Source organism: Bradyrhizobium altum, assembly GCF_020889705.1.
Taxonomy (GTDB): domain Bacteria; phylum Pseudomonadota; class Alphaproteobacteria; order Rhizobiales; family Xanthobacteraceae; genus Bradyrhizobium; species Bradyrhizobium altum.
Map to the genome: position 1 here is coordinate 1 of NZ_JACMYP010000034.1, position 17,194 is coordinate 17,194.

Consider the following 17,194-nt stretch of genomic DNA (forward strand, 5'->3'; position numbering starts at 1 on the left):
TAATCTCTACAGCATCACGACCAATCAAGCGGCGATCCTCAACTTGTTTCGGGTGGTCAATCGGTATATCGGCAACCTCGCTCCCATGCCGAGTGACTTCCCTGATTATCCGGCTCCGGTTATACGCAACACTGGTGATGAACGCGAGATGGTGCTGATGCGCTGGGGCATGCCCCGCCGCCGCGAACAGGCGGCCCGCCCGTGACCAACATCCGCAACACCTCCTCACCGCACTGGCGCGCTTGGCTGAAGCCGGAAAGCCGTTGTCTGGTCCCGTTTAACAGCTTTGCCGAATACGCGCCGGAGCCGAACCCGGAGACCAAGAAGAAAGACGTCGTTTGGTTCGCGTTGAACGATGATCGACCGCTGACAGCCTTCGCCGGGATCTGGACCGAGTTCAAGGGTGACCGCGGGACGAAGTCCAGGCCGATCCCCGGGCCTCACCTAGTCTATGGCTTCCTGACAACTGCGCCAAATGCGATCGTCGAGCCAATTCACCCGAAAGCCATGCCGGTCATCCTGACGACCGATGAAGAGCGCGATGTCTGGATGCACGCGCCGTGGGATGAGGCCAAAGCGCTTCAGCGGCCACTTCCTGATGACGCGCTCAAAATCGTCATGCGGGGCCCGGACAAGGAAGATAAGGCTGCGGCCTCCATCTAGCCTTGGCCAGGCCTGCCGCCTCTGCTAAGTTGTCAGCGGCCCGGCGAGGGCCCATCCGATGGTCAGCGATTTAATCGAGCGATGGGACCATTTGCCCAACTCCGAAAGAGCTCGGCGAGCGGCGCAGTACGTCCGCATGTCTACGGACGAGCAGGACTACTCAACGCTAAATCAGGCGGAAGCGATTGCAGCATACGCTGCTGCTCACGGCATCGAAATCGTTCGGAAATATTCCGACGAAGCGCGTAGCGGCCTAGATTTGAACGGCCGACCAGGCCTGAAGTCTCTGCTAAACGACGTCCAGACTAAGCAAGCCGACTTCGGAGTCATCCTGGTTTACGACGTTAGTCGTTGGGGCCGCTTCCAGGACGCCGATGAAAGCGCGCACTATGAATATCTCTGCAAGGGGTCAGGCATTCCGGTCATCTATTGCGCCGAAGATTTTGAGAACGATGGCAGCCTTGCATCGACTTTGCTCAAGTGTCTTCAGAGAGTTGACGCCGCGGGCTACAGCAGGCGCCTTTCCTCCAAAGTCTTCGCTGGACACTGCACTCTAGGACGCCGCGGCTATTGGCAAGGAGCCCCCCCTGGATATGGTTTGAGGCGGACTTTGATTGACGCTAGCGGCTCTCCAAGAACCACCTTGGCTCACGGAGAACGAAAATTCATTCAATCCGATCGCGTTATCCTTGTTCCGGGGCCGGCTGATGAAGTCGCCCTGGTCCGGCGCATGTTCAGATCCTTCGCATTCGACGAAAAGAATGAAATTCAAATAGCCAATGAACTGAATCAAGAGGGGCACGTCAACGAGTTCGGGCGACCATGGAACCGCAACACAATCTCAAGCATGCTTTCAAATGAAAAGTACATCGGCACCAACGTCTATAATCGCACGTCATTCAAGCTGAAAAGCAAGGGGGTGAAGAACCCGCCAGAGACGTGGATACGATCAGTCAACGCGTTTGAGGCGGTCATCGACGAGCATCTGTTTCACGCAGCACAACGGAGATTCGCCGATCTCACCAGGCGCAAGTCTGACGAGTGCATGCTTGAAAATCTTAGCCGCCTTTTAACACTAAACGGCCGCCTGAATAGCACGCTGATCAACAACGCAGCGTCGACGCCGAAAACTCAAAGCTATCAAAAGCGCTTCGGGAGCCTGGTCAAGGCTTACGAGTTGATCGGATACCATCCAAAAAACAAATTTTCGAATGGATCCGCCAAGCGAGAGACTTCATTGAAACGCCAAGGCGTTCTGCCTTCGATTGTCGCGGCGATGCGTCGCTTGAACTTGACAACACGCTTCGACTTCAACGCCAGAGCATACGTCGTGAATGACAAATTTAAAGTTCAGATCTACATGCTCCGATTCCACAAGACAAAATCTGGACGTTCACAATGGATTCTTAGGCAACGCCGACAATCCAATATTGATCTGGCAATTGCCGTTCGCATGAACGTTGCCGGCGGCATTCATGTTTACGTGTTATCGCGTTCTGCCAATCTGTCAGACCGCCTGAGAGGCACACCAGTAGATGTGGAACTTCTCGGTGGGGTTGGCTTTGAAACTCCAGGAGATCTGGCGAACGCAATAGCGGATGCTATCCGTGCAGCCTGAGCAAAGCCCGGAGGCCGTCATGGTCCTGCTGTTTCCTTAGCAGCAACGCGACGCAGACAAACTATTTCGGAGGCATGAGCCTAACCGGGATACGTGACTATTCCTGCTCACCACACGTAACGCAGAACACCTTTGCCGGCATAGGAGCGCGTTACATTGGAGAACTCGCCTTCGAACGTCGCCATCGCAGACCAGCCGTTCGACCACTTCATCTCGGCCGCACCAGTGACAAGCGCGGATTCCGACGCCATCGCCGCGCCATTCACGACGAAGCTTGCCCCGGGTAATGCCTGGAACGTCGCGGCGATCGAACGATCGCTATTGAAGTCGTGCGCCCAGGCAGCGCGGCTGCCTCGGGCTGGCACTAGCCTCCTGGCGAGGCCTTTCCCCCCGGGGGTCTGGATCAAAGACCAGCTCAGCTACTATGCCGATCAGTTCGACACCCCCGAGCTGAACGGGGTGTTTTATCGCACGCCGACGCCGGAGGCCGTGACGGCGTGGCGGGAGCAGACTGGCCGCGATTTTGTCTTTGCCTGGAGGGCGTCCAAGGTCATCACGCACTGGAAGCGCCTTTCAGATCGCTCCGAAAACAGCCTCGAACTGCTGGAGAACCGCATTTCGCTGTTGCGCGGCAAGACGGGGCCGATTCTGTTTCAGCTTCCGCCTCAGTTCGAGGCGGACCCGAGCGGCTCGGCTCGTTCTTCAAGCTCTTGTCCAGGAAACGCCGCTACAGTTCCGAATTTCGTCACCTGAGCTGGTATCAGCCGAGCATTTTCAGAATGCTCTCCTACGAGAGCATCTCACTCTGCCTGTCGGACCATCACGATGCGCCGGAGTCATGGAAACGCACGGCGGACTTCGTCTATGTCCGTGGACATGGCCCAAGCGGACGCAATCACGGCCATTACTCACAGGCGGAGCTCGCCCAGTGGGCCGAGCGCCTCAAGTCCTGGAAGCGGCGAGGCTATGACGTGTATGTCTATTTCGACAACGACCAGAAAACTGCGGCGCCGGCGGACGCGCAGACTTTGCGAGAGATGCTATGGCGATTGAGCTGGGGCCGCCAACCACCGCGCCGGCGATCGCCATGACCCGATCGGCCAGATCGATCTTGCCGTTGACGAACAGCTCGTCGGAGCCTTCGACCTTCAGCGATTGCGGCCGGCTGGCCGCCCGTCGCTTCAGCTCGCGATAGTGGCTTACTTGAGTTTCTCTTCGAGCATTCTAAGGCTGAGCAAGCCTCGCCCGTCGATCTTGGGCCAGAACCCGTTCGAGATAGTGCGCCGTGCGGCCGAGCGATTGACCCGCGACCTGCACAGGTGTTCCTGCCGCGACGATACGTCCTCCGTCTTCACCCGCGCCCGGGCCAATATCGATCACCCAGTCGCTTGCGGCGACGACCGCCATGTCATGCTCGACAACGATCACGGAGTTGCCGGAAGCGACAAGTCCGTCCAGCTGAACGATCAGTCTTTCGACGTCGGACGGATGCAGACCCGTCGTCGGTTCATCGAGGACGTAAATTGTTTGGGATCGCTGGGTGCGCTGCAGCTCGGTGGCGAGCTTGACGCGTTGTGCCTCGCCGCCGGACAGCTCTGTGGCAGGTTGACCGAGTCGTATGTATCCAAGTCCGACCTGGCGTAAGACGTCCAGTGAGCGCGCGATGACCGGATCCTCGGCGAAGAACGCGTGAGCGGTCTCGACGGTCATTGCGAGAACATCGGCGATCGATTTGCCGTTCAACTTGACGGCCAGCGTCTCACCATTGTAGCGCGCGCCATGGCAATCCGGGCACGGCGCATAGACGCTCGGCAGGAAGAGAAGCTCGACGCATACGAAGCCCTCGCCTTGACACGTCGGACATCGGCCCTTGGGCAGATTGAACGAGAAGCGGCCGGCGTCATAGCGATGCCGGCGCGCCTCCTTGGTTGCCGCAAAGAGTTTCCGGACATGGTCAAATAGTCCGGTGTAAGTCGCCAGGTTCGATCGGGGCGTTCTGCCAATCGGCTTCTGGTCGACCACGACCAGTCGCTTCAGACGTTCGAGTCCTTCGGCGATTTCTCCCCCCATAGTTCCGACCGTTGCGCGCTCGAGATCTTCTTCGTCGGGCTCCTCCGGCGAAGGCGAATGACCGAAGTGCTGGACCAGCGCCTCGACCAAAAATTGGCTGACCAGGCTTGATTTGCCAGACCCCGAGACGCCGGTCACGCTCGCCAGCACACCGAGGGGCAAATCGACGTCAAGGTTTCGCAAGTTGTTGCGGGTGACGTCGCGCAGACGAAGCCAGCCCTGAGGGCATCGTTCTCTTCGCGTCGGCGGCGTGCGCGATCCGAACAGATATTCTCGGGTGCGGGATCTCTCGACCTTGCTTAGGCCATCGAGGGGACCGCTGTAGAGAATCTCGCCACCATGCGTTCCGGCCTCCGGCCCGACATCGACGACCCAGTCGGCGTGGCGAATGACGTCCAGCTCGTGCTCGACCACGAACAGTGAATTGCCCGCCACCTTGAGCCGGTCGAGCGCACGGAGAAGAGCCTCGGTGTCTGCCGGGTGAAGCCCGGCCGACGGCTCATCGAGCACGTAAACAACACCGAAAAGATTGGACCGGACCTGCGTTGCAAGCCGCAGGCGCTGGAGTTCACCCGGCGACAGAGTTGGCGTGCTGCGCTCGAGCGTGAGGTAACCGAGCCCGAGATCGAGCAGCACGCCAAGCCGCCCGACCAGATCCTCCGCGATCCGCTGCACGACCACGGCCTTTTCCGGATGCGCCTCGCGACCAGCGCCGGCATTCACGCAGTAGGGTCGCATCAGCTCAGTCAGCCGTTGCAACGGGACCCGAGCGATGTCGGCGATATCCATACCAGCGAATTTGACCGACAGTGCCTCCGGCTTCAGCCGCTTGCCGTTGCATGCGGGACATTCGGTGCTCAACATGAACTGAGCAACTCGCTTCTTCATCATCGCGCTAGTCGTGTTGGCGAAGGTCTCCATCACGTAGCGCCTGGCGCCAGTAAACGTGCCTTGATAGCTCGGCTCTTCCTTGCGCTTCAGCGCCCTGCGCACTTCCTTTGCATCGAATCCCGCGTAGACAGGGACGGTCGGCTGCTCGTCCGTGAACAGGATCCAATTGCGCGCCTTCTTTGGCAACTCGCGCCACGGCCTGTCGATGTCGTAACCGAGCGTCGTCAGGATGTCGCGCAGGTTCTGGCCGTGCCATGCGGTGGGCCACGCCGCGATCGCTCGCTCCCGGATAGTCAACTTATCGTCCGGCACCATGGTGTGCTCGGTGACGTCATAGATGCGCCCGAGTCCGTGGCACCGCGGACAGGCGCCCTCGGCCGAGTTGGGCGAGAAGGCTTCGGCGTACAGCAGCTTCTGTGATCGCGGATAATCGCCCGCGCGTGAATAGAGCATGCGAAGAAGATTCGACAGTGTCGTAACGCTGCCGACGCTCGATCGCGTCGTTGGCGATCCCCTCTGCTGCTGAAGCGCGACGGCCGGCGGCAAGCCTTCGATCTCGTCGACCTCCGGCACGGCCATCTGGTGAAACAGCCGTCGGGCATAAGGCGAGACAGATTCCAGATAGCGGCGCTGAGCCTCAGCATAGAGCGTGCCGAACGCCAGAGACGACTTCCCTGAGCCTGACACGCCGGTGAAGACGACCAGCGCGTCACGCGGGATGTCCACGTCCACGTTTTTAAGATTGTGCTCACGGGCACCGCGCACGCGGACGTATTCGCGCGCGGGGCGTTTCCCGTTTAGTTGCTTCGGCTTTTTAACGGCTTCATCCATCAACGAGCGCCTCGCCGCCCTGGCAGGATAGACAACCCCTGCGGAACTCTAACGATCCTCTCCCCGCGCTATGAGGATATAAGAGCCTGGGCAGGCCCAGCCTTTTTTCAGAGCACGACTAGCAACTGTTACTGCCAACCTCTCGCGCTCCACTTGGGAACTCTTCCGACCTATATCCTTGCCGCCCGCACCGGCCGCCTCCGACTGTTCAGCTGCCGTCGGCTCTGGCCCTGCATCTGACGCTGGGCGTCTTGCGACGACGTCGCGGTATGTTCGCTGGCCTTGTTCATGCCGACGTCGGCGGGTGCTCCTTTGCTGGAGGCAAGGCAGCGCCCGTGGTCTCGCTCGCCTTTCCGGTCGTGACCGGTCCTGATCCGGTGTCTCGATTGGCGGTGCTGCAAGGACCGGCAAACGCGACGGTAGGCTAACTGCCCGCAGCGCGCCGACCAGCATTGACTTCATAAGCATGACAATTTCTTCCCGATTTACCTGGCGGAGCCGGGTTCCGCCATTTAGCGATGTTGCTTCGCGAGCGTCTCCGCAGGCGTCACGTTTGCCACCGCGGATTGGATCTCGTTCTTGGGGCCGGTGACGACATCGCCCTCGCCTTTCATCATGGCGTCATAGCCTTGGCGGGCGACCATGGCGGGATCGTCTTTCTCTTCGAGTTCGGTTTCGCCAGCGTCGTCAAACAGTCAGACTTTGCTGGCATGCGCCGAAAACAGTGCGAAGTTGACCCCAAGTCCATCCCAGGTCGCTCCAAGCGGAAAGGGCTTGCCCTCTGTGATCCGGGAGCGTCGCGGGCTGAACGCTGCGAGAACGAGCTTCTCTCTAGCGGTCGTCGATAAATCCATGAGCCCCCTTGAAACGAAGACCGCTACGGGGCTTGTTCACTAGTCCCGATCTGGGTCGAGTCGTCGGTGGCTACGGAGGCGATGACCGCTGCTGCGGGAAGCTCAGCGACCTTCGGAATGAGACAGGCCTTCCGGGTCGTTTACTCCTTGCTGATGGCGGCTATCGAATTGCCAATCCTGCCTACGATCTCACCAGCTCCGCTCCGTGACGCGGAGCCGTTTCTTGAGTATCCGGACCCGCGTGCGATCCGACAGGCCGAGCTTGTTGCGAACGGGTTGTAACTTTGAACGGCGCATGACGATGGCCTTTCATAATTTGGGTAATGTTCGCCTGATCCCATGGTTCCCAGCCAAACTCTCTGCCGATCTGACAGCTATTTCCCCGGGTCGGCCTGCTCTAACGCAACCGGCATCTTGGCAACCGACATCAGCGAGCGAGCGACCTGATTCAACAGCTGGTCAGCGTTCTCTTCCTCGGCCAAAGACTTGGACAGCAAACTGACGATCGCGCCGTGCCGGAGCTGCTGCGCGAGATTGCGAGCCGTGGTGTAACCAGAAATCTCGTAATGTTCGACGCGTTGGGCCGCGCCGATCAGGGCCAGATCGGCGGCAGCGTCCTCCTTCTTCTCGCCCTCGGCGATGATATCCTGACCTTCCTCTACCAAACCCATCATGCCCTTGCAGGGCTTGGCGCGGCCTGTCTTGCCCAGCAACTCGAAACATTGGTTGATGCGTTCGATCTGGCTCTCGGTCTCCGTGAGGTGCAACTCAAAAAGCTCGCGCAACTGGTCGAAGCGCGCCGCTTCCGCCATCTTGGGAAGCGCCTTGGTCAACTGCTTCTCGGCGTGCAGGATGTCCCGCAGTTCGTCGATGAGCAGTTCGCCAAGCCCGGACTCGTCCGTGGGCGGCGAGCTTTCGGTGACGATCGCGCTCGCCGGACCGCCATCCCCGCCCTGGATGGCCGGCGATTCCGTAAAGACCCAGTCGCCGCCCTCATTCCACGGACCGCGTGTATCGATCTCACCGTGATCACCCGAGCCGGTGGAATCGTTGAAGAACTGGTTGACAAGGCCGGGTGTCGGTGCGATGCGCCCGATACTGAGGGAAGGCTTACCCATGCTTTCAAGTGCCAGCCCGAAAGCCTTCATGTGGGTAATCTCGCGGGTCATCAGGAACTGCAACGCATCCTTTGTGCCGGCATCGTCGCAGAAATTGATCAGACGCTCGTAGACGATCTTGGCCCGGGCTTCCGCGGCGATGTTGCTCCTCAGGTCGACGTCTAACTCGCCCGTGATCTTCAGATAGTCGGCCGTCCAGGCGTTACCTTGTGAATTGAACAGATTCACGCCGCCGCCCCCGGCGATCGCGATCAAGGGATCGGCCTCAGCGGCCTCACGGTCGAACTTGGAGGGCTTGAGGTGCAAGCGAGCCAGTGTTCCGACGACCTCGAGATGGCTCAGCTCTTCCGTGCCGATATCCATCAGAAGGTCTTTGCGATCCGGATCCTCACAATTCAGCCCCTGAATGGAATACTGCATGGCGGCGGCGAGTTCGCCGTTGGCGCCTCCAAACTGTTCGAGAAGCATATTGCCGAACCGGGGATCCGGCTCATCGACGCGAACGGTGAACATCAGCTTCTTGACGTGGTGATACATGGAAGGCACTCGACCTGAGAGGAAAGATCATCTCGAACGAGCGGATGATTGGAATCGTTCCTAATGGGCATTCCTTGCAGCATGTCGAGAGTTGAAAAGGACAGCGCCGCTGAGCGATCTGCCGCGAACTAGGACCTTTGCGGTCGATCGCGCGTAATTCCCAAGGAGAGAGGGTCAGCGTGGACCATCCGACGTGACCATGGCGGACGACGAGCGGGACCTGGATGCCGAAGCGAGCGAGGCTGGAAGCGGCTCGCGCGATGACGAACGGATCGGCCAAAGCAGAGGCTTTGAAGAAGGCCGGGCTCTTACGAAAGGCGGCCGATGCCCGCGGTACCTTTGCTCGGCGAGGGCGACCGCGAAAGTATCCTTAAGCCGCCTTTGACGAGCTGCAAAATTGAGCATTGAGGCGAGGCCCAGTCACGCGCCCGTACGAAAAGCAGGCTGCTATGCTTTGCGCGTTCGGGCACGCTCACAAACAACGTCCCGTGCACGCTTGTCGGTTCGAAGCCCGAGATACGCGGGCTGGCGAAGCCCCCGACGTTCGTTCATTCCGCAAACTTCACTTGAGCGACCAGCGTGGCTTGACCCGGGTCGTTACGGCTTCGTCCTTCACTTTTGCGGAGAATGGCGATCTTGGCGTTTTCAGCTTGATGAGCTTGCCGTGGAGCTCTTCCAGAGTCTTGTGCGTGAATCCGGTGCCGACATGGCCGATGTAGCGCCAATCGCCGCCTTCCCGCACGGCCAGCGCGAGAGCGCCGAGAAACGGCCTGGTCCGTCTTGGCGCGGTAAGGCCCGCGATGACAACCTCCTGGCGTTTGGCGGTTTTGATCTTCAGCCAGTCGAACGTACGCCCCCGACGTGTAGCGGCTATCGGCACGCTTGGCCATGATCCCCTCAAGGCCCTGCGTCTCCGCTTCCTCGAAGAAACTCGTTCCCAATGACTTCCGGTCACGGCTGTTGCGACCGTAGAGCGAAACCTTTGCCGCTCCTCATTTCCGCAACCATGCGGAAGCCATCATATTTGTTCTCGAAGACCCAGGCTGATCATCGAACGGCTTATCCGTAAGAGTCGCGAGCATCGGTTGGAGGCGCTTTGGTAAGGTCGATACCCGGCTCATGCATCCCTTGGTCCATTTTACGTCGGCCTCGATGTATCCTTTCTACGCTTGGCTGCGCCAGTCTCCCCGCGCGGCGTTGAAAGCAGAAAGATTTCTTCGAGTCTGGGCCGCCGGGGCCGCCACAGGACTCGTCGCCTTGAGCACGCTTGCACTCTTCTCAGTCTATGATCGTGAAGTTCCATGGTTTGGTCGCGAGGCTGATCGCGATCAAACCTTCGTCCGACATATGTCGACGCACCATGAACAGGGTATCCAGCTGGCGTTGATTGCGGCGAGAGCTATGGATCCGCATCTGCGAGCACTTGCAAAACTCATGGCGGCGAGCCAAAGCGGCGAAAAGCGATTGTTTGACCACTATTGGCTGAGCTGGTTCGACTCGCCGATACAGGTCTGTTCCGCCCGGGAACGGGCAGCTATGCCGGGGCTGCTCGATGACGCACAGATCGATCAGTTGCGCGAGGTCTCTCCTGCCGAATTCTGAGCATGATGACTATCCATTACGCCGGCGCCGTTAAAATGGCCGACGACGAGTTCTGGAATGGCAGTGCCCCGCGTTTACGTGCAATGGCGCATGCCATTCGCCACGCGCAACAGGGCGAGATCGCCCTGATGAACTGTGCCAATGGACGGACCGCCGTGGTGCTCACGATCCAAAAATGTTCAGCGACAATGCTAACAAGCCGGATCGGGAGCCGCCACAGACCGCATCATGTCAACGTTAGCGCCCACTCATTCCGGACCAAGGGCACGCCGATTTCCCGCTCGCAACCCTCTACCGAGACAGACGTCCAGCGATCCCGAGCTCGGATAAGAGAGCGCGATCGACTTTCTGCCTCACCTGTTCGAATGTGCATTGAGAAGGCTTTTTGTCCGAGCGCCACCTGATGATCGAAGTCCCGTGACGGAAGCGGCCGCCCGTGAAATGATCGTAGGACACTTCGACCACATATTTCGGCTTGATCGGTTGCCATTCTGACGATCGCTTCGTCGACCAGCGACTGGGACCGCCCGGGGCATTTCCGGTAAAGCTCTGAGCTTGCTTGATGGCTTCGAGCTTATCGGTCAAAGTCGGCTTGTCCTTTGCTTTGATCCCTGACGAAAATCCGATGTGGTGCAGCAACCCGTCGTCATCGTAGAGCCCGAGAAGAATCGACCCGACGAACTGCCGGCCCGCCCGACGGTGTTCACCGTAGCGAAAGCCGCCGATGACATAGTCTGCAGTTTGGTAACGCTTTATCTTCTGCATACCCTCTCGATTGCAGGCTTGGTAAGGAAGGTCGAGGCGCTTTGCAATGACGCCATCGCTTCCACCACCCGCCGACGCGAGCCAGCGTTGGGCATCGCTCAACTTCGTGCTGGCGGGCGAAAGGCGAAATAGGTTTGCCTTCGAGAAAAAACGGCCGGCGAAATCCTCCAGAAGTGGTCGCCGCTTTGCGAGAGGCTCACTGGCCAGATCGCTTCCGCCATTCATCAATAGATCGAACGCGAGGAAGAAGGCCGAGGTCTCCGTCGCCAATTTCTTCACGCGGCTTGCAGCGGGGTGAATGCGCTGCAACAGGTCATCGAATGAGAACTGACCACCTGTCGTAACAACGATTTCGCCGTCGAGGACAAAGCTCTTCTCGCGGATTGTTAGCGCGCCGGCTATAACTTCGGGAAAGTACCGGCTGAGGATCTGTCCGGATTTCGAATGGAGGTCGACTTGCGCGCCCTTCCGCACCAGAAGGCAACGGAAGCCATCCCATTTCGGTTCGTACAGCCATTCCTCGCCTATCGGAAGGGTGTCGACCGAACGGGCCTCCATGGCCTCGATGGTGATGCGGCCCTTTTTCACGCCGCTTAGTCTTCGACACGAGCAAGAGGCCCGATGGCAGGAGCGTTGATTGGCTGTCCGTCGACATCGAAAATTGATCCATGACAGGGGCAGTCCCAACACGTCTCAAAGCTGTTCCAATGCAGGTGACACCCCACATGAGTGCAGCTCGCCGACCTCAGGTGCAGGGCCCCTGCCTCGTCTCTAAAGGCGGCAAGTTTTTCTAGTCCACGCCGCACAATCGCGCCTTTGCCGGACTTCAGATCGTCAAGTGAACTGACCTCGCCAGGCGCAACATACTCTGCAAAGCTTTTAAGTGCGGTGATGTTCTCAGTCACAAAGTTCTTCGCGGCCTTGAGAGGAATCCGGCCCGGCTCGTAGATGTCCTTCCAGGGGTGATCCTCGCCCAAGACAAGGCTCGTATTCAGCATCGCGCCGGCGACACCGTGCGTCAGCCCTTGCCCGGAATCGCCCATCGCGACGTAGATGTTCTTGCCGCCAGATTCCCGTCCGATGAAGCCGGCATAATCGATTGTATCGAGCACCTGCCCGGACCAGCGGTGCGTTTCTTTGCCGAGGCCGGCGATCAGGCTGCGGGCCCAGGCTTCCAGTCTGTCAAAACGTTCACCAGCATCATCTGCCTCACCGCTTTTGTGATCTTCACCTCCGATCAGTACATAGTCGGTATTGGCGGGGCCGAGATGCAGGCGGACATAATGGTAGGGATCTTCAGTGTCCCAGTAGAGAGCGTCAGGCAGCGCGCCGTGCTTGATCTCGAAGGTGATGACATAAGTCCGGTAGGGAGCCGTCTTGGTATGGATTGCAAAGCGGTCCGAGATCGAAGAGTTCGTTGCGACAACTGCATGTTTGGCGCGAATAGCGCCGCGCGCCGCTTTGACGGTAACGACGCCATTGTCCTCAGTTACTTCATCTACCGGACTGTCCCGGAAAAAGATTGCGCCCTTCTTACTGCAGGCCTTTGCCACCCCGGCAAGATATTTGAGGGGATGAAACGTCGCCTGCCGAGGATAGCGCAAAGCGTGACGGTCCTCGCACCCTTTGAGGGGCACGCCCATCAGCCGGTGGACGGGGGCGCCAACCTCGCGGACCGCATCCATTTCCTGGTCGAACGTATCGGACGGCATCTCGCGGCCCTGAAAAAGATAGCCGTCAAGCCTCCGAAAGTCGCAGTCGATCTTCTCTCTCTTCTGGATTTCCTCGATACGGTCGATGGCAGCGGCCTGACTGTCGCAGAAGAGCTTAGTTGCTTCGTGGCCCCTGATCTTCGTCATTTCGCCGACGAGGTCATCGCACAAGGGAGCAAGGTGAGCCGACGTCCGCGACGTCATGCCACCGCAAATGCGGCCGCGGTCGATGACAATGACGGACTTGCCGCGCTGGCAAAGCTCATATGCCGTCGATATCCCGGCAATCCCGGAGCCGATCACGGCGACGTCGCACTCGTGCACGCCATCGATCACGCCCGCATCAGGTGCGACGTCAGTATCCATCCAGAGCGATTTGCTGGTCATGAGGCTCTCCAAACACGTCAGAACGTTTCCATGACCGGCAGAGTTCCAATTCCGCGCGTCAGACCTTGAGCACGGCGGTCAGCATGCGCCTGAAGGTTGTCGCGTTCTTGGGAGCGTGCGCGTCGTTGTCATTGTTGAAATAGACCCAGGCCTGCTTCGCTCCGCTCGCTTTGATCCTTTTGGCCCAGATCGCCAGCTCGCTCCTGGAATAATCGTGACGATACCATCGCTTTGGGCCGTGCAAGCGGATGTAGAGTTCATCGCTCGTCCGAACGAGTTCGTCCGGCAAGCGTGGCCCGCTGCAGGAGCAGAAGATAATCCCGGCGGTACGAAAAGCTTCATAGACCTCTTCATTCCACCAACTCGCATGCCGAAACTCCACGACGTTGCGACGTCCGGGATCAAGCTGGCTGACAATGTCCTTGAGCCGGTTCCTGGTGTAACGATAGCTCGGCGGCATTTGAAACAGAAAGCAGCCCATCCGATCACCTAGAATATCGGCGATCATTCCAAAATCCCGGATGAGCGTCTTTGTCCCCTTGAACCGCTTCACATGCGTTATGAGTTCGGAGACTTTGACTGTGTAGACGAACTTCTTCTTCCCGGGCTGACGCCGCCAGGATTGAATACCGGCGACTGTCGGCCACGAGTAGAAAGATGCATTGATTTCGACCGTGTCAAAATGCTTCAAATAGTGATTGAACCACTCGGCCTGCTGCACACCGGCATAAAACGAGTTCCGCCATTTCCAGTAACGCCAGCCGGAGCATCCAACGTGGACAAACTGTCTGTGCCGCGGCGGATTCTCTGCACGTTCAGTCTTCGTCTTGAAACGAGCAGCATGCATCTTTGCGGCACGCTTGATATTGTCCTCGCGCTGCTTTTCGCGTCGCAGACGTCTACGTTCCCGGCGGTCCTCTGGCGTCCGTTCGACCCGCGTTAGGGGTGCCATTTGCGAACGACCCTTGATTTCTTACCGCCCCGTACTCGCGGGTCATGGTGGTACCGTTGCAACACACGCCCGTGGAAAGATCTGATCTCCCTCTCCGCGTGCGGAATCGACCGAAGAGCAACTACGGGGTTCAGACCATGTTCCCTGGAGGTCCGCAGCTGGCGGGTCGTGGTGGCGAAGACAAGCTATTACGCCGCTCACATTGCTCTCGTGGACGGCGATCAGAGATCGGAGTCGGCCGCCGGCTAATGGATGCCCTATCTCGGCGACGCCCGGCGTCCTCCGAGGGGGCCTAGGAACCCCGGGGAGGAGCAAACGTTCGGCTCACTATGGCCGACACCCCACTTTCTCATCTTGTTGAGCATTCAGTCCAAATCGCCTGGGAATTCCTCGAGCGCTCGGGCGACCTCGGCGACGCTGCCGAAGCCAGCCGATTTCTGTCCTGCAAAATCCAACAAATGGTCCGGAAGGGTGAACGTAGCAGGTTGCTGCTCTCGAACCGGGCCATCGAGGCTTACCGGCGGCGATTCGGCGTCCTCAACGCCTAGTACGCATAACTCCTAGGAACGAAACCTCGAGAGCCCGCTTGGTCGCTGAGAAGTCGCGACGTGAAGCTCTCTCGTTTTGCCTTGGCTTTGGCGATTATCCTACCCTGCGCCGCTTTCGCTCAAGGCGGTGGTGGTGGCAGCGGCGGTGGATCCGCGGGTGGAGGAGCCGGCGGCGCAGCCTCGTCCGGTGCAGCGGTACGGGGCATCTTCGCCTTCGACTACAAGCAGTGTCGGCACTGCGGGTCAGAAGCAGCAAATCCTGCTGGCACCGCTGTCGCTCCTGGCAACACGGCTTTCGGCAATGCCCCTGAAACGGCTCAGCCCAGGTCAATCAGGAACGGGGGCAAAGGACCGACACCGGAAGCAACGCCCTGACGCCCGGCACCAATGCCGCAGGCAACACTACTTCCTCGGGCTCTGCAGCAACTGCGCAGACCGCGCCTGCCGGCGGGATCGGGAGGGCTGCGAGTGACGCTAAGATCGATCAAGAGAACAGCAACACCGACAAGATGGTGGGGAAGATTTGCAAAAACTGCAAGTGAGCATCGCGTTCATCCTCATGGCTGGACCATTGTTGCTACAGCCAATTACGCGACGGGTAAACGGCATGGACTACACAAGTAAAACCGCACCCACGCAGCAAATTGATACGGTGAGACCTGGGAAGGATTCGCGGGATCCGGCCGATTTGCGCCCTGGCGAAGAAGATCAAAAGCATCTGCCCGGATTGTGAGCCGATCAAGTGCGATGCGCCTGGAGAACACGCCGGATGTCTGTATCAGCATGAGCTCGCCGCCGAACTTGAGAAGCGGTCTGGATAACCGGCCTTAAGCTGATCCGCGTAAAGGGTTACAGCCCGAGTTGGCAACTTGGCGGTATCCGGCAGAAGGCTTTGGAGGAATCTGCCGAAGCGGCCTTGAGTGAGGAAGTGCGGAAGTTACAGGCAGAATTTGACATGGCCTCGGCTGGCGCTCGCGGATCAAGGCTTCACTTGTCGGCAACCTCTAAGGGAAGCGGCCTCAGCGGCACCGGCGGACGGGATCGATGTCTCCGATAGGCGGAAGTGACCTTAGAGTTATTCCGAAGCCTCACCCCATCCGTCCTTCGGATGGAACCTCGATCAAGTCTCGGGTGTTTCTGACGAGCCGGGCCTACTTTACGGCGTCGGATTTGCGACCCCGGTAGAATCGACGAGCGCCGGAACGCCAAGCGAGGTAGCGAGTGGGTCGCCCCAACACGGTTAGCAAGCGGATAGCCAAGCCCGGTACACCGACAGCATCGGATCGCGAAGCATCTCGCAACCCGGTGCAGCAAAAGCCGCTCCCGTTTGGTTCAAGCGCGCGTAGGAATGCCCGCGTGGTCTTTGCGGTGGCGGTGGTAGCGCTCTCGTTGTGGACCGCCGGGGGATTCCTGCCACCTTTGATCTGGGCGACCATTCTCGCCATCACCTTGTGGCCTCTCTAATCATGTTCGCCGCACGGCTCACGTCGGGCCCAACAAGGCTGGCAGCTGTCGCCTTCACGGCGATCGTCGCGCTCATCCTGTTTACGCCCATGGCGCTTGCCATCTACCGAGTGGCTGAGCAAAGCGGTGACATCGCGAATTGGCTGAAGAAAGCCAGGGAGAGTGGAATCGAAGTGCCCGACTGGATCGCTCGCCTGCCGGTCGTAGCTGAGATCCTGCAGCTATGGTGGCGCGATAATCTGTCGGATCCCAAAGCCGCGACTGCCTGGCTCAAGACCATCAATGCGGACGATGCGTCCGGTCTATTCAACACGTTCGGCGGTCAGCTCATACGGCGCCTGTTCATGCTCTTCTTCTCTTTATTTGCCTTGTTTGTGCTCCTCAGCAACGGCCGCTCGGTCGCTAACCGCACCATCGAGACGTGCGATCGCATCCTGGGGCATCCCGGCGAGGGCGTAGCGCAGAAGATCGTGGATTCGATCCGAGGGACTGTAAACGGCACCGTGATCGTCGCCATCGGCGAAGGCTTGTTGATCGGCGTCGGATACGTTGCTGCAGGCGTACCAAATGCCGTGATGTTCACCATCATAACCACGGCTTTTGCGATGCTCCCATTCGGTGCCTGGGCAGTGTTCACGGCCGCCGCCGCGACGCTTTTGTCCGGCGGTGGCAGCGGGGTCGCAGCCGCCGGCGTCATTTTCTGGGGCGCGACCGTCATGCTCGCGGGAGATCACTATATTTGGCCCACTCTGGTCGGGGGCGCGGCGCGGCTCCCTTTCCTCTTTGCGTTTCTCGGAATTTTCGGCGGGCTGGCCGCCTTCGGCCTACTCGGCTTGTTTTTAGGACCCGTCGTCATGGCCGTATTGTTGACGGTTTGGCGAGAGTGGATTTTTCGGCCTGAAGAGCAAAGCACCTTTGACTGATCGCGCCGGCGTGCGGGCTCCGAAGCGGTTATCGCATAAGGCTCACAGCCGAGCGCTATCTCGGCGATATCGGATACGGCGCAGACTACCGCCTCCGCCCTTGCGTTTCGCACCTATGCCTATATCCCGCGTCTCGTGCCTCTCGTCCATCCTCTTGCAGAGAGGCATCGATGGGCGACAAGACGGATACCTTCGATGCGCATAGGAACCGCGAAGAGCGGATCAACGTTCCATTGCTTTCATTGCGAGAGGAGATCAA

The 17,194-nt window shown here is 59.2% G+C and carries 7 protein-coding genes and 6 pseudogenes; 5 read left to right on the forward strand and 8 right to left on the reverse strand.

Translation table 11 applies throughout. The annotated features are described in order from the left end of the window. Window positions 1–663: pseudogene (locus tag H8B02_RS11960) on the forward strand (SOS response-associated peptidase); the annotation flags it as partial. A 58-nt stretch (window positions 664–721) separates the two neighbouring features. Then, window positions 722–2,281, forward strand: coding sequence for a recombinase family protein (locus H8B02_RS11965; RefSeq protein WP_283842180.1), 1,560 nt, complete (start codon window positions 722–724; stop codon window positions 2,279–2,281). A gap of 107 nt (window positions 2,282–2,388) precedes the next feature. Here H8B02_RS11965 and H8B02_RS11970 read toward each other — a convergent pair. Next, window positions 2,389–2,628 (reverse strand): annotated as a pseudogene (locus tag H8B02_RS11970) (autotransporter outer membrane beta-barrel domain-containing protein); the annotation flags it as partial. Here H8B02_RS11970 and H8B02_RS11975 point away from each other — a divergent pair. Further along, window positions 2,611–3,372, forward strand: a pseudogene (locus H8B02_RS11975) (DUF72 domain-containing protein). The pseudogenes H8B02_RS11970 and H8B02_RS11975 sit on opposite strands and share 18 nt — an antisense overlap. Before the next feature lie 133 nt (window positions 3,373–3,505). Here the strand turns inward: H8B02_RS11975 and uvrA are convergent. The 4 genes and pseudogenes from uvrA to H8B02_RS12000 all read right to left on the reverse strand — a co-directional run bounded on the left by uvrA (window position 3,506) and on the right by H8B02_RS12000 (window position 9,703). Next, window positions 3,506–6,073: an excinuclease ABC subunit UvrA gene (gene uvrA / locus H8B02_RS11980; RefSeq protein ID WP_229166420.1), complete on the reverse strand. Its 2,568-nt coding sequence runs from the start codon at window positions 6,071–6,073 to the stop codon at window positions 3,506–3,508. Window positions 6,074–6,585: 512 nt separating this feature from the next. Continuing rightward, window positions 6,586–6,735: pseudogene (locus H8B02_RS11985) on the reverse strand (SDR family NAD(P)-dependent oxidoreductase); the annotation flags it as partial. A gap of 566 nt (window positions 6,736–7,301) precedes the next feature. Beyond that, complete coding sequence (locus H8B02_RS11995; protein ID WP_229166421.1) at window positions 7,302–8,582, reverse strand: DUF892 family protein; 1,281 nt, start codon at window positions 8,580–8,582, stop codon at window positions 7,302–7,304. A gap of 447 nt (window positions 8,583–9,029) precedes the next feature. Next, window positions 9,030–9,703, reverse strand: a pseudogene (locus tag H8B02_RS12000) (ATP dependent DNA ligase). Between the two features lie 226 nt (window positions 9,704–9,929). On the opposite strand from H8B02_RS12000, the pseudogene H8B02_RS48880 reads away from it, so the two are divergent. Then, window positions 9,930–10,588, forward strand: a pseudogene (locus H8B02_RS48880) (DUF305 domain-containing protein). Here H8B02_RS48880 and H8B02_RS12010 read toward each other — a convergent pair. The 3 genes from H8B02_RS12010 to H8B02_RS12020 are packed head-to-tail and all read right to left on the reverse strand — an operon-like array spanning window position 10,476 to window position 14,000. After that, entirely contained in the window at window positions 10,476–11,507 is a 1,032-nt protein-coding gene (locus H8B02_RS12010) for an ATP-dependent DNA ligase (protein ID WP_229166464.1), read from the reverse strand. The pseudogene H8B02_RS48880 and the gene H8B02_RS12010 overlap by 113 nt on opposite strands. A gap of 35 nt (window positions 11,508–11,542) precedes the next feature. Continuing rightward, complete coding sequence (locus H8B02_RS12015) at window positions 11,543–13,048, reverse strand: FAD-dependent oxidoreductase (protein ID WP_229166423.1); 1,506 nt, start codon at window positions 13,046–13,048, stop codon at window positions 11,543–11,545. A 58-nt stretch (window positions 13,049–13,106) separates the two neighbouring features. Beyond that, window positions 13,107–14,000 (reverse strand): DUF72 domain-containing protein, encoded by an 894-nt coding sequence (locus tag H8B02_RS12020; RefSeq protein ID WP_229166424.1) that lies wholly within the window; start codon window positions 13,998–14,000, stop codon window positions 13,107–13,109. Between the two features lie 2,014 nt (window positions 14,001–16,014). Between H8B02_RS12020 and H8B02_RS12025 the strand changes: the two genes are divergently transcribed. Continuing rightward, entirely contained in the window at window positions 16,015–16,935 is a 921-nt protein-coding gene (locus H8B02_RS12025) for an AI-2E family transporter (RefSeq protein WP_229166425.1), read from the forward strand. Window positions 16,936–17,194: the final 259 nt, after the last annotated feature.

Bases quoted from the DNA above. Each gene is read 5' to 3' on its own strand.
- uvrA (WP_229166420.1), bottom strand. From the start codon at position 6,073: ATGGATGAAGCCGTTAAAAAGCCGAAGCAACTAAACGGGAAACGCCCC.
- H8B02_RS12015 (WP_229166423.1), bottom strand. From the start codon at position 13,048: ATGACCAGCAAATCGCTCTGGATGGATACTGACGTCGCACCTGATGCG.
- H8B02_RS11995 (WP_229166421.1), bottom strand. From the start codon at position 8,582: ATGTATCACCACGTCAAGAAGCTGATGTTCACCGTTCGCGTCGATGAG.
- H8B02_RS12025 (WP_229166425.1), top strand. From the start codon at position 16,015: ATGTTCGCCGCACGGCTCACGTCGGGCCCAACAAGGCTGGCAGCTGTC.
- H8B02_RS12010 (WP_229166464.1), bottom strand. From the start codon at position 11,507: ATGGAGGCCCGTTCGGTCGACACCCTTCCGATAGGCGAGGAATGGCTG.
- H8B02_RS11965 (WP_283842180.1), top strand. From the start codon at position 722: ATGGTCAGCGATTTAATCGAGCGATGGGACCATTTGCCCAACTCCGAA.
- H8B02_RS12020 (WP_229166424.1), bottom strand. From the start codon at position 14,000: ATGGCACCCCTAACGCGGGTCGAACGGACGCCAGAGGACCGCCGGGAA.